This is a genomic window from Halobellus sp. (assembly GCF_042218505.1).
Taxonomy (GTDB): domain Archaea; phylum Halobacteriota; class Halobacteria; order Halobacteriales; family Haloferacaceae; genus Haloquadratum.
The window spans coordinates 1-18,432 of sequence record NZ_JBDGQZ010000001.1 but is presented as its reverse complement, the minus strand read 5'-3'; the positions used below and the strand labels follow the sequence as shown (position 1 = coordinate 18,432).

General features: G+C 61.1%; 21 protein-coding genes and 2 pseudogenes. 6 read left to right on the top strand and 17 right to left on the bottom strand.

Features of this window, described 5'->3' with window-relative positions:
- The 14 genes and pseudogenes from ABEI27_RS00115 to phnG all read right to left on the bottom strand — a co-directional run.
- A partial coding sequence (locus tag ABEI27_RS00115) for a DUF6166 domain-containing protein (RefSeq protein WP_375797384.1) occupies nucleotides 1–346 on the bottom strand: 346 nt, incomplete at its 3' end.
- The gene (locus ABEI27_RS00110) at nucleotides 346–831 is read right to left on the bottom strand and encodes an HNH endonuclease (RefSeq protein WP_375797383.1); all 486 of its coding nucleotides are present in this window, start codon (nucleotides 829–831) and stop codon (nucleotides 346–348) included. The genes ABEI27_RS00110 and ABEI27_RS00115, both read right to left, overlap by 1 nt.
- 124 nt (nucleotides 832–955) lie before the next feature.
- The gene (locus ABEI27_RS00105) at nucleotides 956–1,219 is read right to left on the bottom strand and encodes a type II toxin-antitoxin system RelE/ParE family toxin (RefSeq protein ID WP_375797382.1); all 264 of its coding nucleotides are present in this window, start codon (nucleotides 1,217–1,219) and stop codon (nucleotides 956–958) included.
- A complete protein-coding gene (locus ABEI27_RS00100) occupies nucleotides 1,212–1,490 on the bottom strand; it encodes a ribbon-helix-helix domain-containing protein (protein ID WP_375797381.1) in 279 nt (92 codons plus the stop codon). The genes ABEI27_RS00105 and ABEI27_RS00100 overlap by 8 nt, the downstream gene beginning before the upstream one ends.
- A 46-nt stretch (nucleotides 1,491–1,536) precedes the next feature.
- Nucleotides 1,537–1,719: pseudogene (locus ABEI27_RS00095) on the bottom strand (hypothetical protein); the annotation flags it as partial.
- A gap of 379 nt (nucleotides 1,720–2,098) precedes the next feature.
- The gene (locus ABEI27_RS00090; RefSeq protein ID WP_375797380.1) at nucleotides 2,099–2,764 is read right to left on the bottom strand and encodes an HAD family hydrolase; all 666 of its coding nucleotides are present in this window, start codon (nucleotides 2,762–2,764) and stop codon (nucleotides 2,099–2,101) included.
- Nucleotides 2,757–3,563, bottom strand: coding sequence for a sugar phosphate isomerase/epimerase family protein (locus ABEI27_RS00085; RefSeq protein ID WP_375797379.1), 807 nt, complete (start codon nucleotides 3,561–3,563; stop codon nucleotides 2,757–2,759). Before ABEI27_RS00085 ends, ABEI27_RS00090 begins: the two co-directional genes overlap by 8 nt.
- Entirely contained in the window at nucleotides 3,560–4,723 is a 1,164-nt protein-coding gene (locus ABEI27_RS00080) for an alpha-D-ribose 1-methylphosphonate 5-triphosphate diphosphatase (protein WP_375797378.1), read from the bottom strand. Before ABEI27_RS00080 ends, ABEI27_RS00085 begins: the two co-directional genes overlap by 4 nt.
- Nucleotides 4,720–5,457: a phosphonate C-P lyase system protein PhnL gene (locus ABEI27_RS00075; protein WP_375797377.1), complete on the bottom strand. Its 738-nt coding sequence runs from the start codon at nucleotides 5,455–5,457 to the stop codon at nucleotides 4,720–4,722. The genes ABEI27_RS00080 and ABEI27_RS00075 overlap by 4 nt, the downstream gene beginning before the upstream one ends.
- Nucleotides 5,454–6,284, bottom strand: coding sequence for an ATP-binding cassette domain-containing protein (locus tag ABEI27_RS00070; protein WP_375797376.1), 831 nt, complete (start codon nucleotides 6,282–6,284; stop codon nucleotides 5,454–5,456). Before ABEI27_RS00070 ends, ABEI27_RS00075 begins: the two co-directional genes overlap by 4 nt.
- Complete coding sequence (locus ABEI27_RS00065) at nucleotides 6,281–7,321, bottom strand: alpha-D-ribose 1-methylphosphonate 5-phosphate C-P-lyase PhnJ (protein ID WP_375797375.1); 1,041 nt, start codon at nucleotides 7,319–7,321, stop codon at nucleotides 6,281–6,283. The genes ABEI27_RS00070 and ABEI27_RS00065 overlap by 4 nt, the downstream gene beginning before the upstream one ends.
- Nucleotides 7,314–8,444: a carbon-phosphorus lyase complex subunit PhnI gene (locus ABEI27_RS00060; protein WP_375797374.1), complete on the bottom strand. Its 1,131-nt coding sequence runs from the start codon at nucleotides 8,442–8,444 to the stop codon at nucleotides 7,314–7,316. Before ABEI27_RS00060 ends, ABEI27_RS00065 begins: the two co-directional genes overlap by 8 nt.
- On the bottom strand, nucleotides 8,445–8,993 hold the full coding sequence (phnH, locus tag ABEI27_RS00055) for a phosphonate C-P lyase system protein PhnH (protein ID WP_375797373.1): 549 nt from the start codon (nucleotides 8,991–8,993) through the stop codon (nucleotides 8,445–8,447).
- On the bottom strand, nucleotides 8,990–9,433 hold the full coding sequence (phnG, locus tag ABEI27_RS00050) for a phosphonate C-P lyase system protein PhnG (RefSeq protein ID WP_375797372.1): 444 nt from the start codon (nucleotides 9,431–9,433) through the stop codon (nucleotides 8,990–8,992). The genes phnH and phnG overlap by 4 nt, the downstream gene beginning before the upstream one ends.
- A 347-nt stretch (nucleotides 9,434–9,780) precedes the next feature.
- Here phnG and ABEI27_RS00045 point away from each other — a divergent pair, with 347 nt between their 5' ends.
- Genes ABEI27_RS00045 through ABEI27_RS00030 form a run of 4 tightly spaced genes read left to right on the top strand, consistent with a single transcriptional unit; the run spans nucleotide 9,781 to nucleotide 13,498 of the window.
- Nucleotides 9,781–10,866 carry a PhnD/SsuA/transferrin family substrate-binding protein gene (locus tag ABEI27_RS00045; protein ID WP_375797371.1) on the top strand — a complete coding sequence of 362 codons (1,086 nt, stop codon included), beginning with the start codon at nucleotides 9,781–9,783 and terminating at the stop codon, nucleotides 10,864–10,866.
- Nucleotides 10,867–10,909: 43 nt separating this feature from the next.
- Nucleotides 10,910–11,707 carry a phosphonate ABC transporter ATP-binding protein gene (locus ABEI27_RS00040; protein WP_375797370.1) on the top strand — a complete coding sequence of 266 codons (798 nt, stop codon included), beginning with the start codon at nucleotides 10,910–10,912 and terminating at the stop codon, nucleotides 11,705–11,707.
- Nucleotides 11,704–12,825, top strand: a complete 1,122-nt coding sequence (locus tag ABEI27_RS00035; protein WP_375797369.1) for a PhnE/PtxC family ABC transporter permease — start codon at nucleotides 11,704–11,706, stop codon at nucleotides 12,823–12,825. The genes ABEI27_RS00040 and ABEI27_RS00035 overlap by 4 nt, the downstream gene beginning before the upstream one ends.
- 31 nt (nucleotides 12,826–12,856) lie before the next feature.
- Nucleotides 12,857–13,498 carry a DapH/DapD/GlmU-related protein gene (locus tag ABEI27_RS00030; protein ID WP_375797368.1) on the top strand — a complete coding sequence of 214 codons (642 nt, stop codon included), beginning with the start codon at nucleotides 12,857–12,859 and terminating at the stop codon, nucleotides 13,496–13,498.
- Nucleotides 13,499–13,764: 266 nt separating this feature from the next.
- On the opposite strand, the gene ABEI27_RS00025 is transcribed toward ABEI27_RS00030, so the two are convergent.
- The gene (locus tag ABEI27_RS00025) at nucleotides 13,765–14,670 is read right to left on the bottom strand and encodes a helix-turn-helix domain-containing protein (protein ID WP_375797367.1); all 906 of its coding nucleotides are present in this window, start codon (nucleotides 14,668–14,670) and stop codon (nucleotides 13,765–13,767) included.
- 194 nt (nucleotides 14,671–14,864) lie between these two features.
- Here ABEI27_RS00025 and ABEI27_RS00020 point away from each other — a divergent pair, with 194 nt between their 5' ends.
- Together ABEI27_RS00020 and ABEI27_RS00015 are read left to right on the top strand one after the other, a co-directional pair.
- Nucleotides 14,865–15,881 carry a PhoU domain-containing protein gene (locus ABEI27_RS00020; protein WP_375797366.1) on the top strand — a complete coding sequence of 339 codons (1,017 nt, stop codon included), beginning with the start codon at nucleotides 14,865–14,867 and terminating at the stop codon, nucleotides 15,879–15,881.
- A gap of 88 nt (nucleotides 15,882–15,969) precedes the next feature.
- Nucleotides 15,970–16,986 (top strand): YbhN family protein, encoded by a 1,017-nt coding sequence (locus ABEI27_RS00015; protein ID WP_375797365.1) that lies wholly within the window; start codon nucleotides 15,970–15,972, stop codon nucleotides 16,984–16,986.
- Nucleotides 16,987–17,162: 176 nt separating this feature from the next.
- Here the strand turns inward: ABEI27_RS00015 and ABEI27_RS00010 are convergent.
- Both ABEI27_RS00010 and ABEI27_RS00005 read right to left on the bottom strand, forming a co-directional pair.
- Nucleotides 17,163–17,537, bottom strand: a pseudogene (locus ABEI27_RS00010) (MFS transporter); the annotation flags it as partial.
- Nucleotides 17,538–17,812: 275 nt separating this feature from the next.
- Nucleotides 17,813–18,432, bottom strand: a 620-nt coding sequence (locus ABEI27_RS00005; protein WP_375797364.1) for a hypothetical protein, incomplete at its 5' end; no start/stop codon positions are given.

Genomic DNA, 18,432 nt, shown 5'->3' with positions numbered 1-18,432 from the left:
CGCCGTCGGGAAGGGCGACGACGTCGTCGGTGATCGTCGCCATCGCCGCGTCGATTTCTTCGCCGGTGAGGTGCCAGCACGCCGCGGGGCCATCACACTCGAGCTGGCTGATCACGCGATTTCGGAACGCGATGTAGTGTTCTCTCGCGACCTGGGCATCGTTGTAGTAGTCGAGGAGGAGCCCACATGCGAGCTGTGCGGGCCCGCTGCCTCGATACCCAACTTCGAACCCGCTCGGACTGTGATTGACGAGATCGAGACTCCGCTCGGGTGTGAGTTCTGTACCCTCGGGGAGCCGAATGACGACTAACTTGCCCTGTCGCCGTCGGCCGATATACGTAGTCATCATTTGAATCGCCCCCGCTCGTCACGTTCTCGCCCCGATCTGTCCCACTCGGCGTCCGATGGCCGAATTTCGGTCCCGAACTCGTGCCGGTCGGCGTGTTCGGCGCGACTGAGGAGTTCGAGATTCTCCGGCCTGTTGTCCCACCTGACGCCGTTTTTGTGATGTACGTGCTTGTCCGCGACGGCATCGAACCCCTGTTCTGCGACCATTACGAGTCGGTGGATCCCGACGGAGTCCGTCGTCCCCCGGTAGTTCGACGCGCAGATTACGTAACCACGATCGGTGAACACGGCGGGGTGACGCCGGCGATTGGGTGCCGCCTCGTGTTTATCTCGACGGGGGATGTCGAATTTCTCCATCCACCTCCAGATCGTCTTTTGTGCACATCCCAGCCTGTCTGCGATCTCGACTGTACTCAGCTCCTGTTCCCAGTAGAGGTCGTAGAGTAGCGATTCATCTCGCCACGGATATTCTGAATCGGTCATGGCTCGGTAGCGGGGCGAGGTTCCCCCGCACCCCTCTCGGGGGCAATAAACACTACCGACTCAGCATCGTATTTGAATGTTAGACCGGCACCCTCCCATCCGGTCGGGGTAGAAGATAGCGGGATTACGGAGGGAGGTGCCTGTCGTAGATATTTCGCCGATGGCCGACCGCTTCGACTATGAGGACATCTTCATCCCGGTCCCACGTGATGATCACCCGGTAGTCGCCAGCGCGGAGCTTGTAGTACGGATAGCCGCTGAGCTTTTCGAGGCGATGGGATGTCCAGTCTTTCGCCTCGTCGAGTTTCTTGACCAGTCGCTCTTGGGCTTCGGTGTCGAGTCCCTCCAATAAGTCGAGTGCTTTCGGTGTCCACTCGACCTCAGTCATCGATTCCCAGGCGGTCCTTCACGTCGTCCTGCGATACCGTCTCGCCCTGCTCTCGCTGCTTGCGGCTCTCAGCCAGATGCTCGAGCGCTTCCTCAGACAGCTGGGTCGGGGGGTTGACGGCATCCCGGAGTGCATCGCGAATAAATTCGGATTTGTTCGCATAGCCACGCTCCTCCCAGATGTCGTCGATCTGTGCCAGCAACGACTGTGGCACCCGGACGTTGATTTTCTCCATTTCACCGTCCCCACCGGCGTCACTGTCGGTGCTCATATACTGTGATACATCTGTATCACGTAAGTAGCTTCGGTTGACTCACTGGACTGTGGTTGACCAGATCGAGACTTCGATCCGGAGTGAGACGCTGGTGTTCGGAGAGATTCAGAACGACGGCGTGGCCGTCGACGCGAAAGCCGACGTTTTCGACGGGGTCGTCGCGACGGTGAGCGAGCGCTTCTGTCTGGACTCCGCCTGACGTGGGACGTCGTGCGTTCCCGTTCATCGGTACGTTGCGGGAGTGGTAACTTCCGCACCCCTCTCGGGGGTTCTACAAACAGAGCAGGAAACGCCCTCACCGTCCCTACTGGCTAGCTGCGGGGAACTCGAACCCGCTGGTGTCGGGCTGTGACTCCTCCGAGTCGGCAGTTTCTGATTGGACTGCCTGGCGGGACTCTTCCAGTGCCTCCCGGCGGTCGTCGACGCTCTGGTGGATGCTGATGTCGTGCTGCTCGCAGAGCGCCCGCTCGACGCGAAGGTCATCTCGTCGAAATCGACCGCCGTAATGTCGACATCCTCCGGTGAGGGTGACTCATCGGCCACTCGATGTCTCGCGACCAGATATCGGGCATACACTCTGAAATTCTTTTAAACTATAAATAGCGTCAGCCACTCTCACTGCTCTTTTCTAATCTGTCAACGAGTGCCCAGAGGTCCGGCACTTCGGCGGTTGGTTCGACCGAGAGAGTCGTGTCTGTGACGTGGTCCCGACGAAGAAAGACCGAGTCGACCCCGGCGCGTTGGGCTGCGACGATGTCTTTCTCGGAATCGCCAACGTACAGCGCTTCGGTTGCGTCAAGATCAAATAGCGCCTGTTCAATGTAGTGTGGCTCCGGCTTGCGTCGAGCGGCACCTGCGAGGGTCGGTTGACGCCCATAGACCGTATCGAAGTACCCGATCCCGTGGTAGGCAAGCAGGAACTCGACAGTTGCGTGTTGGTTGTTGCTAACCAATCCTAAGGGCACGTCCAGTGTCTCCAGGGCGGTCACATCGTCGTAGACAGGCTTGCCGCCTTCGCGAGTGTGGACCTGCTGGGCGAGGCTTGCAGTCAGTTCGCGCCGGTGCCAAAAGACCTCTGGATCGAGGCCGTACTCATCGAGCAGGTCACGTGGCACGACGCCCTCCTTGACGGACTGAGCGGCCTGTTCGCGTTCGACGGTGACGTCGAAGGCAGCGAAGGCATCAGCGACAGCCTCCACGAGGACTCCCCGATCACTGGGTTCCACGATAACGCCGTCGTTATCAAAGATCACGGCATCGTACTCAATCATCGATAAACACCTCGGATTGTGGTGGCGCGACATCCCCGCCAACACAGGTGGCCACGTCGGCGACGGTCTTCATCTCAAAAACGAAGCAGTCCGCAGGAATGGTATCGACCAGCGGCTCGTACTCCGGCAACGGGTTATGTTGATCAGTACTCCCGTCGTTGTCGTGGAGGTGGCAGACGCGGATCCGTTCCCCGAAGCGCTCGACGAACTTCTGCCACGCTACGCTGTTGATTTTTGCGTGGCCAACGTCCAGCGTGACGCCGAGGTATTTTGGGTCCACATTGACAGCGTCGAGCATCCCCGCAAGGTCGGCCGGCGTCGTCGTGTATCGGCGTTTCTCATCACTATCGGGTTGGTTCTCCAAACAGAGCGGGACGCCGACAAATCGTGCGTATTCGGCGCACTCGGCTAGCGACCTGAGGGCGTTTTCCCTCGATTGCCTCCGAACCCACTCGGGGTAGCGTGTCGGGACCGACCCGCCGTGGACGATGACGGCCTCGGCGCCGGCCTCGGCGGCGGCGTCGAGCGTGCGTTTAACTCGCTCGACGGAGTCCTGCCGAACCACCTCATCGTAGCTGCCGACGTTCCAGTCCCGAAACGGGGCGTGGTAGGTGACACTAACGCCATACTGTTCGGAGAGGTCCCGAACCCGACGCGGGTCCGGCGTTTCGGGATGGCCAGCCAGGTACTCGTGTTTGAACTCCACGTGATCCAGGCCAAGGTCGGAGACGTAGCGCATAAACTCCTCGACAGGTGTCCCGAAGCGGATATCCATCGCCGCGCCGATGATTGAAGTCATCGGTCCTCCCGCTCGGCACGATAGACCGGCCGGCCAGCGACGAGTGCGCGGGCGACTGTTGGCGTCGGCTCACGGTTGACGAGCAGCAGGTCAGCCCGTGCCCCGGCTTCGATGCAGCCGCGGTCGTTGATTCCAGCAGCGTCGGCGGGATTGGCGGTGACTCGTCTGACTCGCTTTGGCAGGGGTTCGCCGGTGTCGATGAACGCAGCCGCCAGCAGTGACGGCGGGTGGTAGTCAGCCACGAGGGTGTCGACGACGCCGGCCTCGATGGCGTCGGCCGTCGAGAGATTCCCCCACTGGCTCTCTCCGCGGACAAGGTTGGGTGCGCCCATCGCCGTAGTCATACCGACGTCGGCGGCACGCTCGGCCGTCTCCAGCGTGATGGGGTACTCCGTGATGTCGACCCCCGAATCGGCGAGTCGTTCGACCTCCGCGGGATCCTCGTCGTCGTGTGAGGCCGTCACCGCGCCGGCGTCGTGCGCAGCTTCGACGACCCGATCGACGCGCTCGCGCAGTGTCGCCATCGAGATGTCGGTCCGCTGTTCGATCATCTCCTCGGCCTCCGCTACCGTGTGGTCGTTAGCGTTCTCGTAGTACTGTTTGAACGCCTCTACGTCCTGGAACTGCCCTTTGCCCGGGACGTGGCTCATCACCGAGACAAGGTCGGGGTCACCGTTTGCGACGACGTCCAGCACCGCATCGACGCACTGTTTCTGGGTTACTTCACAGCGAGCGTGCAGGCGATGGTCCGCGAGCAGATCGTCAGCGCCGACGATCGCGTCGGTCAGCGTCGCCGCGAGTTCCGGTGACCGATCCGCCTCGTCGTCACGTTCGAAGGAGATGGCGTGGAACTTCGTGGTGATCCCCGCCGAGATGTTCGCCCGGTCGGCCGAGGCGAGCGCCATCGGCAACGCTATCCGTGCTCCCGAGCGTGGGTGGAGGTGGCGCTCGATGTCATCGCCGTGAAGGTCGATCAGGCCGGGGATGACGAGCCGGCCGTCGGCCTCGATCACGGTATCGGCGTCGCCGTCGACGCTCCCTACATCGACGATCCGGTCGCCCTCGATACGGACGCCGCCCTCGATCACCCGCTCAGGCGTGACGACGCGCCCGCTGATGACGGCGACGCTCTCTTCAGACGTCTGTTCGGTCGAACTCATCCGATCACCACCTCCCCGTCGTATGCCTCGATGGGGATGACCCGCTGGAGACGACCGTCCTCAAGTACGAGCACGCGGTCGGCGACGGCTTCTACCACCTCCGTGTCGTGGAAGACGCCGACGACCGTCGTCTCTGACCCGAGGTACGACGAAAGCAGGTCGATTGCTGTCTGGCGGGTTTCGGGGTCGAGCGCGCTGGTCGGTTCGTCCAGCAGGAGTAGGTCCGGTTTCGGAGCGAGCGCCTGTGCGAGGTTGACGCGCTGGCGCTCGCCGCCGGAAAACGTCGCTGGGTACGCCTGCCACAGCTCCTCTGGCACCGACAGCGCCGACAGCAGGTCACGGGCCTTCTCGCGGGCGTCCACGCGATCGACTCCCTGCTCCACTAGCGGTCGAGCAACCACGTCGACCGCGGGCACCCGTGGGATCTCATCGAGAAACTGTGAGGTGTAGCCGATGGCGTCACCGCGGAGGGCAATGACCGTCCGGTCGGGACAGGAGGCCAAGTCGATGTCGCCGTCGGGGCCGTGGTAGACGACTTCGCCTGAGCTGGGATCGTAGGTGCGGTACAGACACTTCAGTAGCGAGGACTTGCCGCTCCCGGATTCTCCGACGATCGCGAGGAACTCGCCATCGCGGACGTCGAACGATACATTGTCGAGGCCGACGACCTCTGTGTCGCCGAGCACGTGCATATCGAAGGTCTTGGAAAGACCGTCGACGGACAGGACTGTCATATGACTGAATTGATGAGGGTCTGGGTGTACTCGTGGTGTGGGTCTTCCATAATGCGGTCGGTGAGACCGGACTCGACGATGCGGCCGTGACGCATCACCAGCGTCCGGTTGGCGAGCAGGCGGACGACGCTCAGGTCGTGCGAGACGACGACGGCGGCGACACCCTCCTCACGCTGGACACGCCGAAACATATCCAGGACGCGGGCTTGGACACTCACGTCCAGCCCGGTTGTCGGTTCGTCCAGGATGACCAAGTTGGGGTCGGTCGCTAACGCGCGGGCGATCTGAACGCGGCGCTGCATCCCGCCGGAGTAGGTGCTGGTGGGATCGTCCATCCGTGCGACCGGAACCTCCGTCTCCTCGAAGAGCTCGCGGACGCGCTTGCGGACGCCCTCGTAGGAACGATGGCCGGCCGAGAGCAGTTTCTCGGCGACGTTGCCGCCACCAGTGAACTCTAGGTTCAGTCCATCGCGGATGTGCTGGTGGACGAGCGCGATCTCCCCGGTGCGGAGGTCGTGACGCGTCTCGTAGTCCACCTCCAACAGGTTGCCATCATAGCCCGCGTAGCGGACCTCCCCGGCGGTCGTGGCGTGGTCATCGCGTTCGATCGCGAGCAGTTCCGCGAGACTGGACTTTCCGGACCCGGATTCGCCGACGATGCCCAGCACCTCTCCGGCCTCGACGCTGAGGTCAGCCTCGGCGCAAGCGACGACGCTCCCGCAGTGGCGACACTGGTTGGTACCGGCGCTGTCACCGGTCGCCTCGACGCACTGTGGACATCCGGGCCCGTACACTGTCTGTAGGCCCTCGGCCTCTAGTAGTGTCACTGCGTGTCACCTCCCTCGGTCGTGTCGGGCGTTCCCGGCCCCCAGTCGACTCCCTCGCGGTCGAGATGGTGGTCCTTGTGGAGGTCGGGGTTCTCTCGGCGCTTCTCGCAGAAGCTCGAATCGTTGCAGGCGTAGCGAGTCTCGAAGGTTTCGTCCCCGTCCCCGGTGGCCTCCTCGGACACCTCGACGAGGTAGGTATCGGTCGAACCGCAGGCGTGACAGGCCTGCTCTGGGAACCGTTCGACGGTGAACGCTCGATCCTCGAACGCCAGCGGTTCGACCTCGGTATGTGGCGGAACGGCGTAGATGCGCGCCTCGCGACCCGCAGCCAGCACCGTGAGGTGGTCGGCGTCGTTGAGTTTCGGGACGTCCCACCGGGGGATCGGCGAGGGGTCCATCAGGTAGCGTCCGGCGACCATCGTCGGATAGCGCGAAGCGATCTGTATCTCGCCGTATTCGACGACGTTCTCGTAGAGGTGGACCCATATTTTTCCGTAGTTCTTGTGGGCGTGTCGACGCCGATTGGCGGCGTCGGAGGGGTCAACCTTCCGTAGCGGGTCGGTGATCGGGACCTGCAACACCAGGCGTTGCTCGTCGGTGAGGACCTCCTCGGGAATGCGGTGACGACTCTGGATCAGGTCGGCCTCGGTGGTATCGGTCGTCGTCGTCACGTCGGAGGTGTTCTCTGCCAGCCGTCGGATGTTGGCGGCGTTGACGCTCTCGTCTGCGCCCTGGTCGATCACTTTGAAGCGGTCCTCGGGCCCGAGCATCGACAGTGAAGCTTGGATGCCGCCGGTACCCCATCCGCGAGCCAACGGCATCGGTCGGGAGGCGTAGGGGACCTGATGGCCGGGGATAGCGACGGCCTTCAGCATCGAACGCCGGATTTCGCGTTTGGTGTGCTCGTCGAGGTAGCCATAATTGTATCCTTTCAAGCCGTCGCTGTCCAGCGATTCGAGGGCAGCGTCGACTGAGTCGGTCGCGACGGGCGTTCCCCTGTCGGGTGGTGCGCCCTCCGCGGTGGTGTGTTCAGCCATCGTCACTTACCTCCGTGACCGCCGGTTCCGCAGACTGCTCGTCGGGGTTGATACGACCGTCCTCACTCAGCTCCTGCCGTTTTCGGATCGCGCGGATGCGGTCCAGAATCGACTGGAACGTGACGTAATGGGGGAGTTTGAGATGCTCGATGAACCCGAAGGAGTCCATCCCGTCGACGGTATCGAGGACGAACTCGGCGCTTTCGGCCGGCTCGTCCTCGCTATCCAGCTGGATGGACGCGTCGAGGATTGTCATCCCGATTGCCTTGCGTTCGTTGCGGCCGAACGTCAGCCCGTAACCGAAGGCGAACTGGGGGTCCTCACGCTTCTCGTAGATGGGGACGACCGCCTCCGATTCCGTGACCTTCGTGTGGGTTACCGTGACTGTATCGCCGGTGTAGGGGTGTTCGATGCGAACTGGTAGGTCCCCGACGCGGACCTCCGCGAGCGTCGGATGGACCTGGCCGTACCCTCGCAGCGCGGAGTAGCCCAGTGCCGTCACCGCGCCGGTCTCGCCGCGAGCGAGTTCCTGAAGAACCTCGTCGCGCCTGGCAGGATGTGTAACGGACTCCCGCGTGGTATCGTTGGGCTCGTCGACATCCGGTTCGTCGGGTTCGTGAAGCAGGCCCTCGTCCCGGAGCAGTTCTGTGACGTTGGTCAGGCGGTCGGGATCGCCTTCGTCGGAGACGTCCCACTCCTCGGTCGGGTCCTCGGGGGTGCCGTCGACGAGGTCGAAATCGAGCAGCCGCTGCGTGTAGTCCTTCGTCGCACCGAGGAGCTGGCCGCCGGGAACGTCCTTGAACGCCGGTGAAACCCGCCTGGAGGCGATCATTTCGCTGGGCTCGACGGCCACGCTTTCGTCGAACCGCTCCAGCGTCGAGCGGTACGCCCGCAGCAGGAACGCGGCCTCGACGGTATCGCCCTGGGCCTGTTTGACGGCGAGCGCAGCCAGACGGGGGGCGTACAGTCCGCCCTCGCTCATCGCCTGGGCCGTGAGCCGACTCAGCTGCTCGTCGATCTGATCGACGTTCACATCCTCGGTGTCACCGATGCGCTGGCTCTCGAACAGTTCTTCGGCGCGCTCGATGAGTTCCTCGCCGGCAGTGACGGCGACGTATCCCACTCAGGCCACCTCCACAGTGACTGATCGGGGGAAGGCTGCGACACATCCGTCGCCGGCGAAGACAGCGTCGACACCCCGTGGATACCCGGACTGGGCCTCGGCTATCGCCGACAGTTCCGCGGCTGGTAGCGACACCGACAGGGTCGCTGTCCCGTCGACGCCCGGGCCCGTGAGCGTTGCCGTCGCGCAGTCCTCGCGTGTGCCGCCGGCGACAGTGTCAACACGGTAGACGATCGTCGCGCCGTTGCTGGGGTCGACGAGCGATCCGCGCTCACACTCCCGCACGTCCCATCCAGTGTGGTCGCGAGTATGAACGATATCAGCGGTCTCGGGGGACGCCACGTCCATCCTCCCCTGGCCCGAAAGCGCCTCGTGGAGCGCGTCGTCGTCGGTCGCGAGGGTGACCTCGTGATCGACCAGCGTCGAAATAACAGCGTGGTCCGCTGGCGACGGGACAGACTGGACCGTTCCGGGACGGCTCATCGCTTCGAGTAAGCCGTCGAACGTCCGTCGGGTGTCGTGGACGGGATCGAGGCCGAGCGCTCTCACTGCTGGCCCTCCATAGTCCGGAAGTCGACGGCTGTGTGCTTGCTCTCAGCCCACGCTCGCTGACGCTTTCCACGCTCACGGGCGTCGACTTCTTCGAGGGTCTCGACGATGTCGGCGGTCGCCCTATGGCCGCCGGCCACGGCGGCGTCAACGATGGCTCCCGAGAGGGCGGCTCGTTCGCTCTTGCCGGGAACCATCGCGAATCCGCGTGCGCCATCGAGATCGACTTCGGCGGGCGTTACGAGGACTTCACCGAGGTTGAACGGTCGGCGTTCGACTGGTTCCCGAACCTGCTGCATTATTAGCTGCGGGCGTGGCTCCTGACGGACGAAGAGCGGAGGGTCGTCCGCGAGTACGTCGTTTGCGAACCGTCCGAGCGTTTCGGTCTCACAGGCGGCGATCAGCTCGAAGCGGTCCGACCTGTCGTGTGGGTCTGCCATACAACCGACCCAACCGTGTCGCAACTGCTGTATAATACTTGACTCAGTACTCTCCATATTCTGTCTGCTTTCGGGGTTCTCTCCTCGCCCTGTCGTCGCACGTACGGACCAGTCCATACCCTTCATCCCAGTACCGGGATCGGTGCCACAGACAGGCGATGTTATATGGATATTCTGGCCCAGTGGCGACCGTCTACCGAGAGATTGGGGTATATTCTAAATATATATAGACGTCTATGCCTCCTATCACAAGGAGGGTATAGAACCTACTCTTGGTTTGATCGGTGCAAACTGTCCGGACTCTACGCAGATAACGGTTATTTAGGACACGTCGTCATCACCAAGCGATGACGCAGGCAGAAGAAGATCGGTCATCGGATGCACAGGAGTCGGGTCGGAGTCTCACCACGAGGGTGAGCCGCAGAAAGCTGCTCGCTGTCAGTGGTGCAAGTGTCCTCGCGGGGCTTGCTGGTTGCAGTGGGGCAGCGAGCGGTGGATCGGAAAGCGAAAACGGGGGCGGATCCACCGCTGAGGCGACGACCGTTGGGACGCCGGGTCCGGACGCCGAGGAGGTCATAATGGTGTTGACTCCCGGCACGCCGAGCGACGCAAAGCGGCGCTATATGCCGATGAAGAACCTCATCGAAGGTGAAGTCGACGGCGTCGACATCACGATGCGCGTCCCGCTGAACTACTCGGCGATTCGGCCTGCGTTGCAGTCCGAACAGGCCGAGATCGGGATGGACGACGTGACGCTGATCTCCAACCCCGATCTGATGGATGTCTACGGGACAACCGTCACAGGCGGGTCGGCGTTCTACTTCTCGGTGATGCTCACCCAGCCGGACTCCGACGTCCAAGAGCCCGCAGACGTCGAGGGCAAGACCTGGGCGTTCGCCGACCGCCTGTCGACGAGCGGTTCGATCTTCGCACTCTACACGCTTCAACAAGCCGGCCTGGACATCGGCGAGGCCCCGACCGGTGACCCCGTCGACTTCAAGGGAAGTTGGACCGATCATAATCAGGCGATCCGTCGGGTGGCCAAAGACAAGGCCATCGGGGCGACCACGTGGGGCGGCAACGGCATCCCGCACATCCCGGAGAGCTACAAGTCGGACTTCCCGGAGCGTGTCAAAGAGAAGAGTTCCTTCTTGGATACTATCGATACCGAGGAGCCGAAGCTCCGCCCGGTCTGGTGGTCGTTCCCGATTCCGAAACAGCCGGTCTACGCACGCAAAACCTGGAAATCGCCGAAGAAACAGGAGATCGGGGAAGTGTTACGCAACTCGACCAAAGAGCAGATCCAGAAGTATTACCCGCCGGACTACAACGAGGAAGAACTGCCGTTCACCACGCTGCAGGATACCTCGCTGGAGACCTACCAGCCGGTCATCAAGCGGATGAACGCCGTCGGCATCGATCCCGCCGCCTGACGAACCACGACGACTGTCTTCCATCACCCGATTCAGTTTATCAATGAGCACATTAAAAGTCGAAAATCTGACGAAAGAGTACGGCGAGGTCACGGCGCTCAACGGCGTCTCCTTCCAGATTGAGGACGAGTTTGCGGTTCTCCTCGGGGAGTCCGGTGCGGGCAAATCGACGATGCTGCGGTGCGTGAACGGGCTGACCGAGCCGACGGGCGGCGAGGTCCGCCTCGACGGCGATCCGGTCTCGGGATCGCGGCCGGACGTGGGTATGATCTTCCAGCAGCACAACCTCGTCGAGGGTGTCTCGGCTTACCAAAACGCGTTGACCGGGTCGTTGGACCGCGTCTCGGTCCTGACGAGCCTGCTCGGATGGCAGTCCCGCGAGGACAAGCTTCGCGCACTCGACGCGCTGGAGACGGTGGGGCTGCTCGACGAGGCCGGCCAGCGGGTCTCACAGATGAGTGGCGGGCAACAACAGCGGGTCGGCATCGCTCGGGGACTGGTCCAGAATCCTCGACTGTTACTGGCCGATGAACCGGTTGCGAGCCTCGACCCCGCCAGCGCCGAGACGGTAATGGGCTACCTGAAGAAGGCAGCGACCGAACACGACGTGACGGCGCTGGTCAGCCTTCATCAAGTCAACATCGCGGCCTACTTCGGCGAGCGGTTCATCGGCCTCCGCGACGGCGAGAAGCTGTTCGACGTGCGTCGAGACGACCTCACGCCCGAGCTGATCGACGACCTCTACGGCGATGTCGAGACGGTCGGACTGGCGGACGGCCACGACGGTGACCCCGCGAGTCTCGACGGCGAGCCGGAGGCCGAACGGGTGGTTTCCCAATGAGCGGACGCACCTCGCGCGAGCGATCTCGGTCGCCAGCGGAGTACTTCGGGCTCGAGGAGATCGGAGACTCGCCGGTCGAGCGGAAGTTGACGGAGTTGAAGTGGAAGTCGACGAAGCAGCGGCTCTATACGCTGCTAGGGCTCATAGGCGCCGGTATTGTGTTCGTATCGAGTTTGAATCTGATCAACTTCTCGATCGGCGAGCTGATCACCCAGTGGCCGCAGTTCCTCGAAGCGCTCACCATCGGAGAATCGCCGTACTTCCCGCCGGGGGAGCTCGTGATTCCGTTTGTCGGCGTCTCGATCCCGTTCGTCGACTTCGGAGAGTACTGGGCGTTTATGATGGAGGAGAACCTGATTCTTCGGATCGAATCCGGCGGGAGCCTCTTAGGTCTCGGCCTCCTGCCGCCGCTGTTTTATACCGGTATTACGATCATCCCTGGCGCGATGTTCGCGACGCTTGCAGTCGCCGTCGCCGGGTCGGTGCTCGGGATGCCGCTGGCGCTTTTCTTCGGCGTTATGTCGAGCGAGCGTGTCGTTCCATATCCGTTCAACTTCATATTTCGGGCCACGATGAGTCTTATCCGCGCGATCCCCGGCCTGGTCTGGTTCCTGATCTTAATTCCGCTCGCCGGGGTGACGACCTTCACCGCCGCCCTCGCGATTATGGTCGACACGACCGGATACCTCGGACGGCTGTTCACCGACGAATTAGAGGAGATCTCCGACGGACCGATCGAGGGGATCCGTTCGACGGGAGCGAGCAAATCCCAGATCGTCCCGTTCGGGATGCTCAGCCAGGTGTTCCGACAGTTCATCGCCTGGATCGCGTTCGATCTCGAACACAACGTTCGGGCCGCGATCGGGCTCGGTCTCATCGGCGGTGGCGGCCTCGGTCTCGAACTCTACACCCAACGCCAGCTCTTCAAGTACACGGATATGATGGCGTGTATCATCCTTATTTTCCTGCTGGCGGGCTCCGTTGAACTCGCAAGCCAGCGGGTTCGGTCCTACCTCAGAGAGGAGGAGACCGAATCGAAAACGGGCGTACTGGAAGCCTTCGTGACCGTTCCGCAGAAGATCATCGCATCGACACTCGGTCGGCGTGGGCGCCCCTGATCCCCATCGACAGGCGTATTTCCGGAAATATATGCCCTACTTCGATTCCTACGGCCCCGACCGTTCGAGCGACTTGTGTCCGGAGCCGACTTTGCACGATCCAGTTTCGATTACCGACAGCGAACTCGGGTCGTGGACCGAGGTCCGTCGCGAGTCCCGTCTTAATCACTCAGTCATCGACGATTATACCTACCTGATGGAACGGGTCCAGGCGGACTACACGACCATAGGCAAGTTCGGGAGCATCGCCAGCGACGCTCGCCTCGGACCGACCAATCACCCTATCGATCGACCGTCAGCCCACCACTTCACGTACCGCTCGGAGCGGTATGACCTCGGCGAGGAGGACGACTCGATCTTCGAGCGTCGGGCTGGGCAGCGGGTCAGTGTGGGCCACGACGTGTGGATCGGTCACGGTGCCATCGTCCTCCCGGGCGTCGCTGTCGGCAACGGTGCAGTCGTCGGTGCAGGTGCAGTCGTCGCCGAGGACGTCGACCCATACACCGTCGTCGCTGGGGTCCCTGCAGAGCGCGTACGTCGCCGGTTCTCGCCTGAGACCGCGGCACGGATCGAAGCCACGGAGTGGTGGGAGTGGAGCCACAGCACGCTTGCGGAGCGACTGGAATCGTTCAGGGATCTCGAGTCGTTCCTCGATCGGTACGCGCCGGAATAAACTGCTCCGTCCCGAGCGACCAACCACTCGACTTGCGACTGAGTTCCCTGCGACCGTTACCAGACTGTGCAGGGGACGGTGAGACTTTCACCGGTCGGGAGAAATATGGTTTCGGAGCGCTCAGCCCTACGCAGGCACCACGGGGACGCGGCGACGGCGTGTGTGCCCGTTCGGCCTGGCGGGTCATCCCATTGAGCGCGTTCTCGGTCGGTGACTCTCCGTCCTTGAGCAGCCGACTTCCGTTTCGGAGTGTCGTGACAACGCGGTTAGATCATCGTGTGATCGGGCCGGACGCCTGCGTGTAACTGGACGGCCAGTTCGGCGGCGTCGACCCAGTAATAGATGGAGCGTTCAAGTGCTCGCGTGATCGTCACCAGATAGCCGTATATGTCGGGTTCGTAGGCCGTCACCAGCTCGAACAGTTCGTTCAGATCCCGGTGTATCACCTCCTCCTCTTTGCGGAGCTTGTCGTGGATCTCGAGATCACAGTCGAACAGTATCGACGTAAAATGGTCGTTAATACGTGTGCCCGACTCGAAGATGTCGGCCATCCGGTCGGCGACGGTACCGCCGGCCGCTGTGTCCTCGCGGTCGACGACGTTGGCGATGAAGCAAGCCCGATCACCGATGATTTCGAGATTCGTCGCGATAGTCGAGATATCCGCGGCCACGCGGTTGCCCGGCCAGTCGGTCGTTAGCGTGTACGACTTCAGTTCCGCAAGTACTGCCGAGTAGCGTTCGTTGGCCAGCGACTCCAGAGTCGCAGCCGACCGTTCGACGCTCTCGCCGAGAAACGCCGCGCGGGCGGCTTCATACTGCCGCGTCGTTACCGACTCCAGGCGATTCAGCAGTTCCAGTAGTTCAGTACCGAGGTCGCCGGGTTCGTCGTCCGATGCCGTCTCCCCGGAACTGGCGTCGGCGCCGAACAGCTTCGAGATGTCCCGCGAACTCTCAAACAGCGCCCCGTTATCGACCACGTACCCCTTCCGCACTACTTTTTGGCGCTTCAGTTCCTGCAACAGTTCTGAGAGATACTGACTGGAGATTCCGACCGTTTGCGCCAGCTCCTGTTTGCTTTCCGGTGTGGTTCTGTCGATCGCTTCGACGACTTCCGCACGCGTCGCGTCACGGCCGCCTGCTCTCGGAGGGCGTTGCCATATTCGACGAGACATATCCGTGAGTTTCGGTTACCGATATTAGGACTACCCCACCGATTGTACGGACCCGTATGTGCTCTAATTATCTCCCCTGAGTGATATCGAGTTTATCAATCCCATCTTACGATGAGATCAATATATACATCTCAGCATCCGACCCAACTGCTCATATCAAATCTAAGGTTCTGTTAGCCTGTTACGGTTCGTGTATGGAGACCCGAAAAGTCCAGCTCTCCGGAGGGACTACGTATACGATCTCACTTCCGAAGTCGTGGGCAGAGGAACACGATATCGACGCCGGATCGGTACTCTCGCTGTTCCCCAATAGTGACGGATCGCTGTTGATCGAAGCGGAAGTCGGTCAATCGTCCGATGAGCGCTCGACAAGCGTGGACGTTTCGACGGACTCGGAGAATGCGATCAGGCAGTGGATCTTCGCGCTTCACGCCGTCGGATTCGACACTGTAACACTCATCGATCGGACGGGTCACTCTTCCGAGCAGCGGAACGTTATCGAGAATACTGTCGGGAACCTCTCGGGATTCGAATTGATGGAGGCTACTGACACTCGAATCCGGTTGACGGATCTCATCGACGCCGAGAACGTCGACGTACGCAAATCGGCCCTGCGGCTCCGCCTCGTGATGCTTGGGATGCATCGTGACGCGGTGAGTGCCGTCATCACCCAAGACGAGACGCTCGCTCAACGGGTTATCGAGCGGGACAACGAGGCCGACAAATTGTTTGCAATGCTGACTCGTCACTTTCGACGAGCGTTGACGAACCTTCAGGAGGTAGAAAAATTGGAGTATAACCGAGACGAACTATTTGAATACTACTACGTCAGCCGGCAGTTCGAACGTATCGCCGATCACGCCGAGAAGATCGCCCACTTTACTCTCGATCCTGAGGCCACGATTCCGGCGGCGTTCGAGGAGCAAATAGAAGTGCTAGCAGAAGACTCAAGACAAGTCATCGATACCGCTGCGGACGCGATCCTGGCCGACGCCGGAATCGAGGGTGCGCATACGGCATTCGCCAACCGAGATGAACTGATGGCCGACATACGGTCTCTCGACCGGGAACTCTACACCCACGACGACCCAGCCGAGGCACATATGGTCGGCCTTTTACTTGACAGCATCCGACGGAGCGCCGAGTACGGTGCCAATATCGCAGGCACCGCTATTCAGCAAGCCGCTCGTAAAAGTGAGTCTCCTGAATGAGTGAATTGTTCCCGTCTCTTAGTGGCCCCGGATGCCGTCGATATGAAGCGTATCTCTTTGACGTCTCGGAATAGAGACAGTTCGAGCTATGCGCGGGGTACTTCGTTTCCTTGTTGGTGTTGGTGCAGGTGGAGGTGTACTAGCTGGATATCTCTACACCGTCGGTGCTGAGACAGTTCTCAACCGGATGTTGGTCGTTACACCGTGGGTTCTTGGGATCATCGCGCTCCTCGTTGTTCTGGAGGGGTTGGCGGACGCGATCGGTGTCTGGGCATCGATCGCTCCACTTGGGGAGGGTATTTCACCTGGAAAAAGCGTGCAGTTCGCACTCGCCGGTGATTTCTTCGATACATTCAGTCCAGCGGGTCCGGTCAGTTCGGAACCGATTATGGCTCGATTCTTCAGCGTTGCAACGGACACTGGATACTCTGAGGCTCTCGGTGTCCGCTCAACTGCAAAGTATGTAAAATCCGCCACGCAGGCCGTTTTCTCTGCAGTACTCGGGATGTTCGTTCTCTTTGGAACGCCCGATGCGGCCCCGATCCTGCTGACGTTCGGTCTTTCCATCGCTGGGCTCGTGGTGTTCGGCGGGCTGATTCTCCGGACTCGCAATCATCTCTCGAAAGGCATCACAGCAGCACTTACGCCAGTTGTCTCTCGGATCTCGGGGCTCTATCGAGAACAACCATATGACCGAGCGTTCGTCGCGGCTGGTGTTGACCGCTTTTGGCAACGAATCGTTGGTTTTCAAGAGACGCCTGGGCTGCTTGTTCTCATTGCGGTTGGTGGACTCATCGAACAGCTCTTGACTGCGGCTGCGCTCTGGGTCGCTCTCGCCGGGATCGGCGTAAACAGCGTCTTTTTCCCGATTCTCATCATTATTCCTCTCCCACAGGTCGCGAGTGTGATCCCCATCCCAGGAAGCCTCGGAGCGTACGATCTGTTGCTTGGCGGAGCGCTCGTCGTCGTCACGGGAGCTCCCAGTACGGCGGCGACGGCGGCGGTCCTCGTTGTCCGGACCCTTGCCCTTCCGTTTAGTGGGCTAGCTGGTGGGATCAGCGTCGCCTACTTGCGCGGCTGGCAGCCGAGGGTTCGATCGGAGTGATCGACCGCGTTATTTGGGGATCCACCGACGATACTGAAGGTTGCCCCCTGTCCATAAATATCTCGTCGTCGACAAGAATACCGACGACTGATAGAACCCTGAGAATCAGGGAAGACGACGATTGAGACTGTCACTTTCGGCTCGAGTCATCGGGAACGGAATCGAAGTATTCCTGCTCATACATATGCCTCAAATTCCTCCCCGAACAGCAGGAAGTAGCCAGTCCCGACGACACCAATGACTGCTGCGATAGTGAACGCGATTTCTGGACTGACGAATTCCCACAGGTAGCCGCCCAGCGCGGCACTTGGAATAACGATGGTGTTTCGGAGGAGGTAGTAAGTGCCGGTGACGCGCCCGCCGGCGCCGGCTTCGGCAGGACCAACGATCAGAGCCTTGTGAGAGGGCAGTCCCGCGAATCGCAACCCAGAGAGCGCGAAAATAAGGACCATCGCCCACTGCAGCGGCATCACTGGGGCGAGGACCTCCGGTCCGCCGATGAGGACGACCGGAAACACCGCGTACACCGCGAATCCCAGCGCGACGAACTTTTCCACGCCGAGTTTCTCCCGGAGCTAATGGAGTATCATCCGTGTACTCCTGTGATATATCTGATAAAAGTGGGGTGTTCATCTCAAATCCACGTCCGTCTTTACACGATAATTTGACTATGTGACCGTCTGATATCTTTTTTCCAGTCTCGTTAGCATAGGTTGTAGTTTATCTCGAAACCGTGCAACGGGCTTATAAGTGGTGCTTCGACCACCCCGACACGACTGTCCAGTTACATCGGGGTCAAAAGTGAGTTGTGAGTTGTTTCGATTGTCTAGTCGGTGCGACGCCGCCAGAGTGCCCCCAGTATGACAGCGACGACGGCCACCAGTCCAAGCAGGACGGGCGCCAGAGTTACTCCGCCAGCGTCTGATTGCTGGCCGTCGGTTGCGTCCACCTGATCGGGCCCAGACGGCGGCTCAGCGCTCGAACTGGCGACTTCCTCGCCGTTCTCGTTGAGTTCCACCGTTCCGATCCTGAAGTCGAACGTTCGGACAGTCTCACCGTTTTCTTCGGTCGCAAGGTTGGCTGCGACCTCGTGCATCCCGGACTCCTCGACGACTTCGCTGTGTGTCGCGTTTATGCGTTGTTCGGCCGGGACGACGACTTCACGCTGTTCGACAACCTCGCCGTTGATGACAAATCGCACGTCGACTGTCTGGTCTTCGGTGGAGGGGTTTTCAAGCGTGATGATACTTGTCGCGTTCACGCTGTTTGCGGGTGCCGTCTCCAGTCGCACGTCGACGATTTCGATATCCGAAATCTCGGAGGGATCGACAAACTCCTCATCCTCGCTTATTTCACCGCTCGGGCGCTGTTGGTCATCAGAAGACGCGCTGGCGATTCCATCCGATGAACTCGTCGGCGTTGTGGTGGGAGTGTCGGGCTGGGTCG

Bases quoted from the DNA above. Each gene is read 5' to 3' on its own strand.
- ABEI27_RS00110 (WP_375797383.1), bottom strand. From the start codon at position 831: ATGACCGATTCAGAATATCCGTGGCGAGATGAATCGCTACTCTACGAC.
- ABEI27_RS00105 (WP_375797382.1), bottom strand. From the start codon at position 1,219: ATGACTGAGGTCGAGTGGACACCGAAAGCACTCGACTTATTGGAGGGA.
- ABEI27_RS00100 (WP_375797381.1), bottom strand. From the start codon at position 1,490: ATGAGCACCGACAGTGACGCCGGTGGGGACGGTGAAATGGAGAAAATC.
- ABEI27_RS00090 (WP_375797380.1), bottom strand. From the start codon at position 2,764: ATGATTGAGTACGATGCCGTGATCTTTGATAACGACGGCGTTATCGTG.
- ABEI27_RS00085 (WP_375797379.1), bottom strand. From the start codon at position 3,563: ATGACTTCAATCATCGGCGCGGCGATGGATATCCGCTTCGGGACACCT.
- ABEI27_RS00080 (WP_375797378.1), bottom strand. From the start codon at position 4,723: ATGAGTTCGACCGAACAGACGTCTGAAGAGAGCGTCGCCGTCATCAGC.
- ABEI27_RS00075 (WP_375797377.1), bottom strand. From the start codon at position 5,457: ATGACAGTCCTGTCCGTCGACGGTCTTTCCAAGACCTTCGATATGCAC.
- ABEI27_RS00065 (WP_375797375.1), bottom strand. From the start codon at position 7,321: ATGGCTGAACACACCACCGCGGAGGGCGCACCACCCGACAGGGGAACG.
- phnG (WP_375797372.1), bottom strand. From the start codon at position 9,433: ATGGCAGACCCACACGACAGGTCGGACCGCTTCGAGCTGATCGCCGCC.
- ABEI27_RS00045 (WP_375797371.1), top strand. From the start codon at position 9,781: ATGACGCAGGCAGAAGAAGATCGGTCATCGGATGCACAGGAGTCGGGT.
- ABEI27_RS00040 (WP_375797370.1), top strand. From the start codon at position 10,910: ATGAGCACATTAAAAGTCGAAAATCTGACGAAAGAGTACGGCGAGGTC.
- ABEI27_RS00035 (WP_375797369.1), top strand. From the start codon at position 11,704: ATGAGCGGACGCACCTCGCGCGAGCGATCTCGGTCGCCAGCGGAGTAC.
- ABEI27_RS00030 (WP_375797368.1), top strand. From the start codon at position 12,857: ATGCCCTACTTCGATTCCTACGGCCCCGACCGTTCGAGCGACTTGTGT.
- ABEI27_RS00025 (WP_375797367.1), bottom strand. From the start codon at position 14,670: ATGTCTCGTCGAATATGGCAACGCCCTCCGAGAGCAGGCGGCCGTGAC.
- ABEI27_RS00020 (WP_375797366.1), top strand. From the start codon at position 14,865: ATGGAGACCCGAAAAGTCCAGCTCTCCGGAGGGACTACGTATACGATC.
- ABEI27_RS00015 (WP_375797365.1), top strand. From the start codon at position 15,970: ATGCGCGGGGTACTTCGTTTCCTTGTTGGTGTTGGTGCAGGTGGAGGT.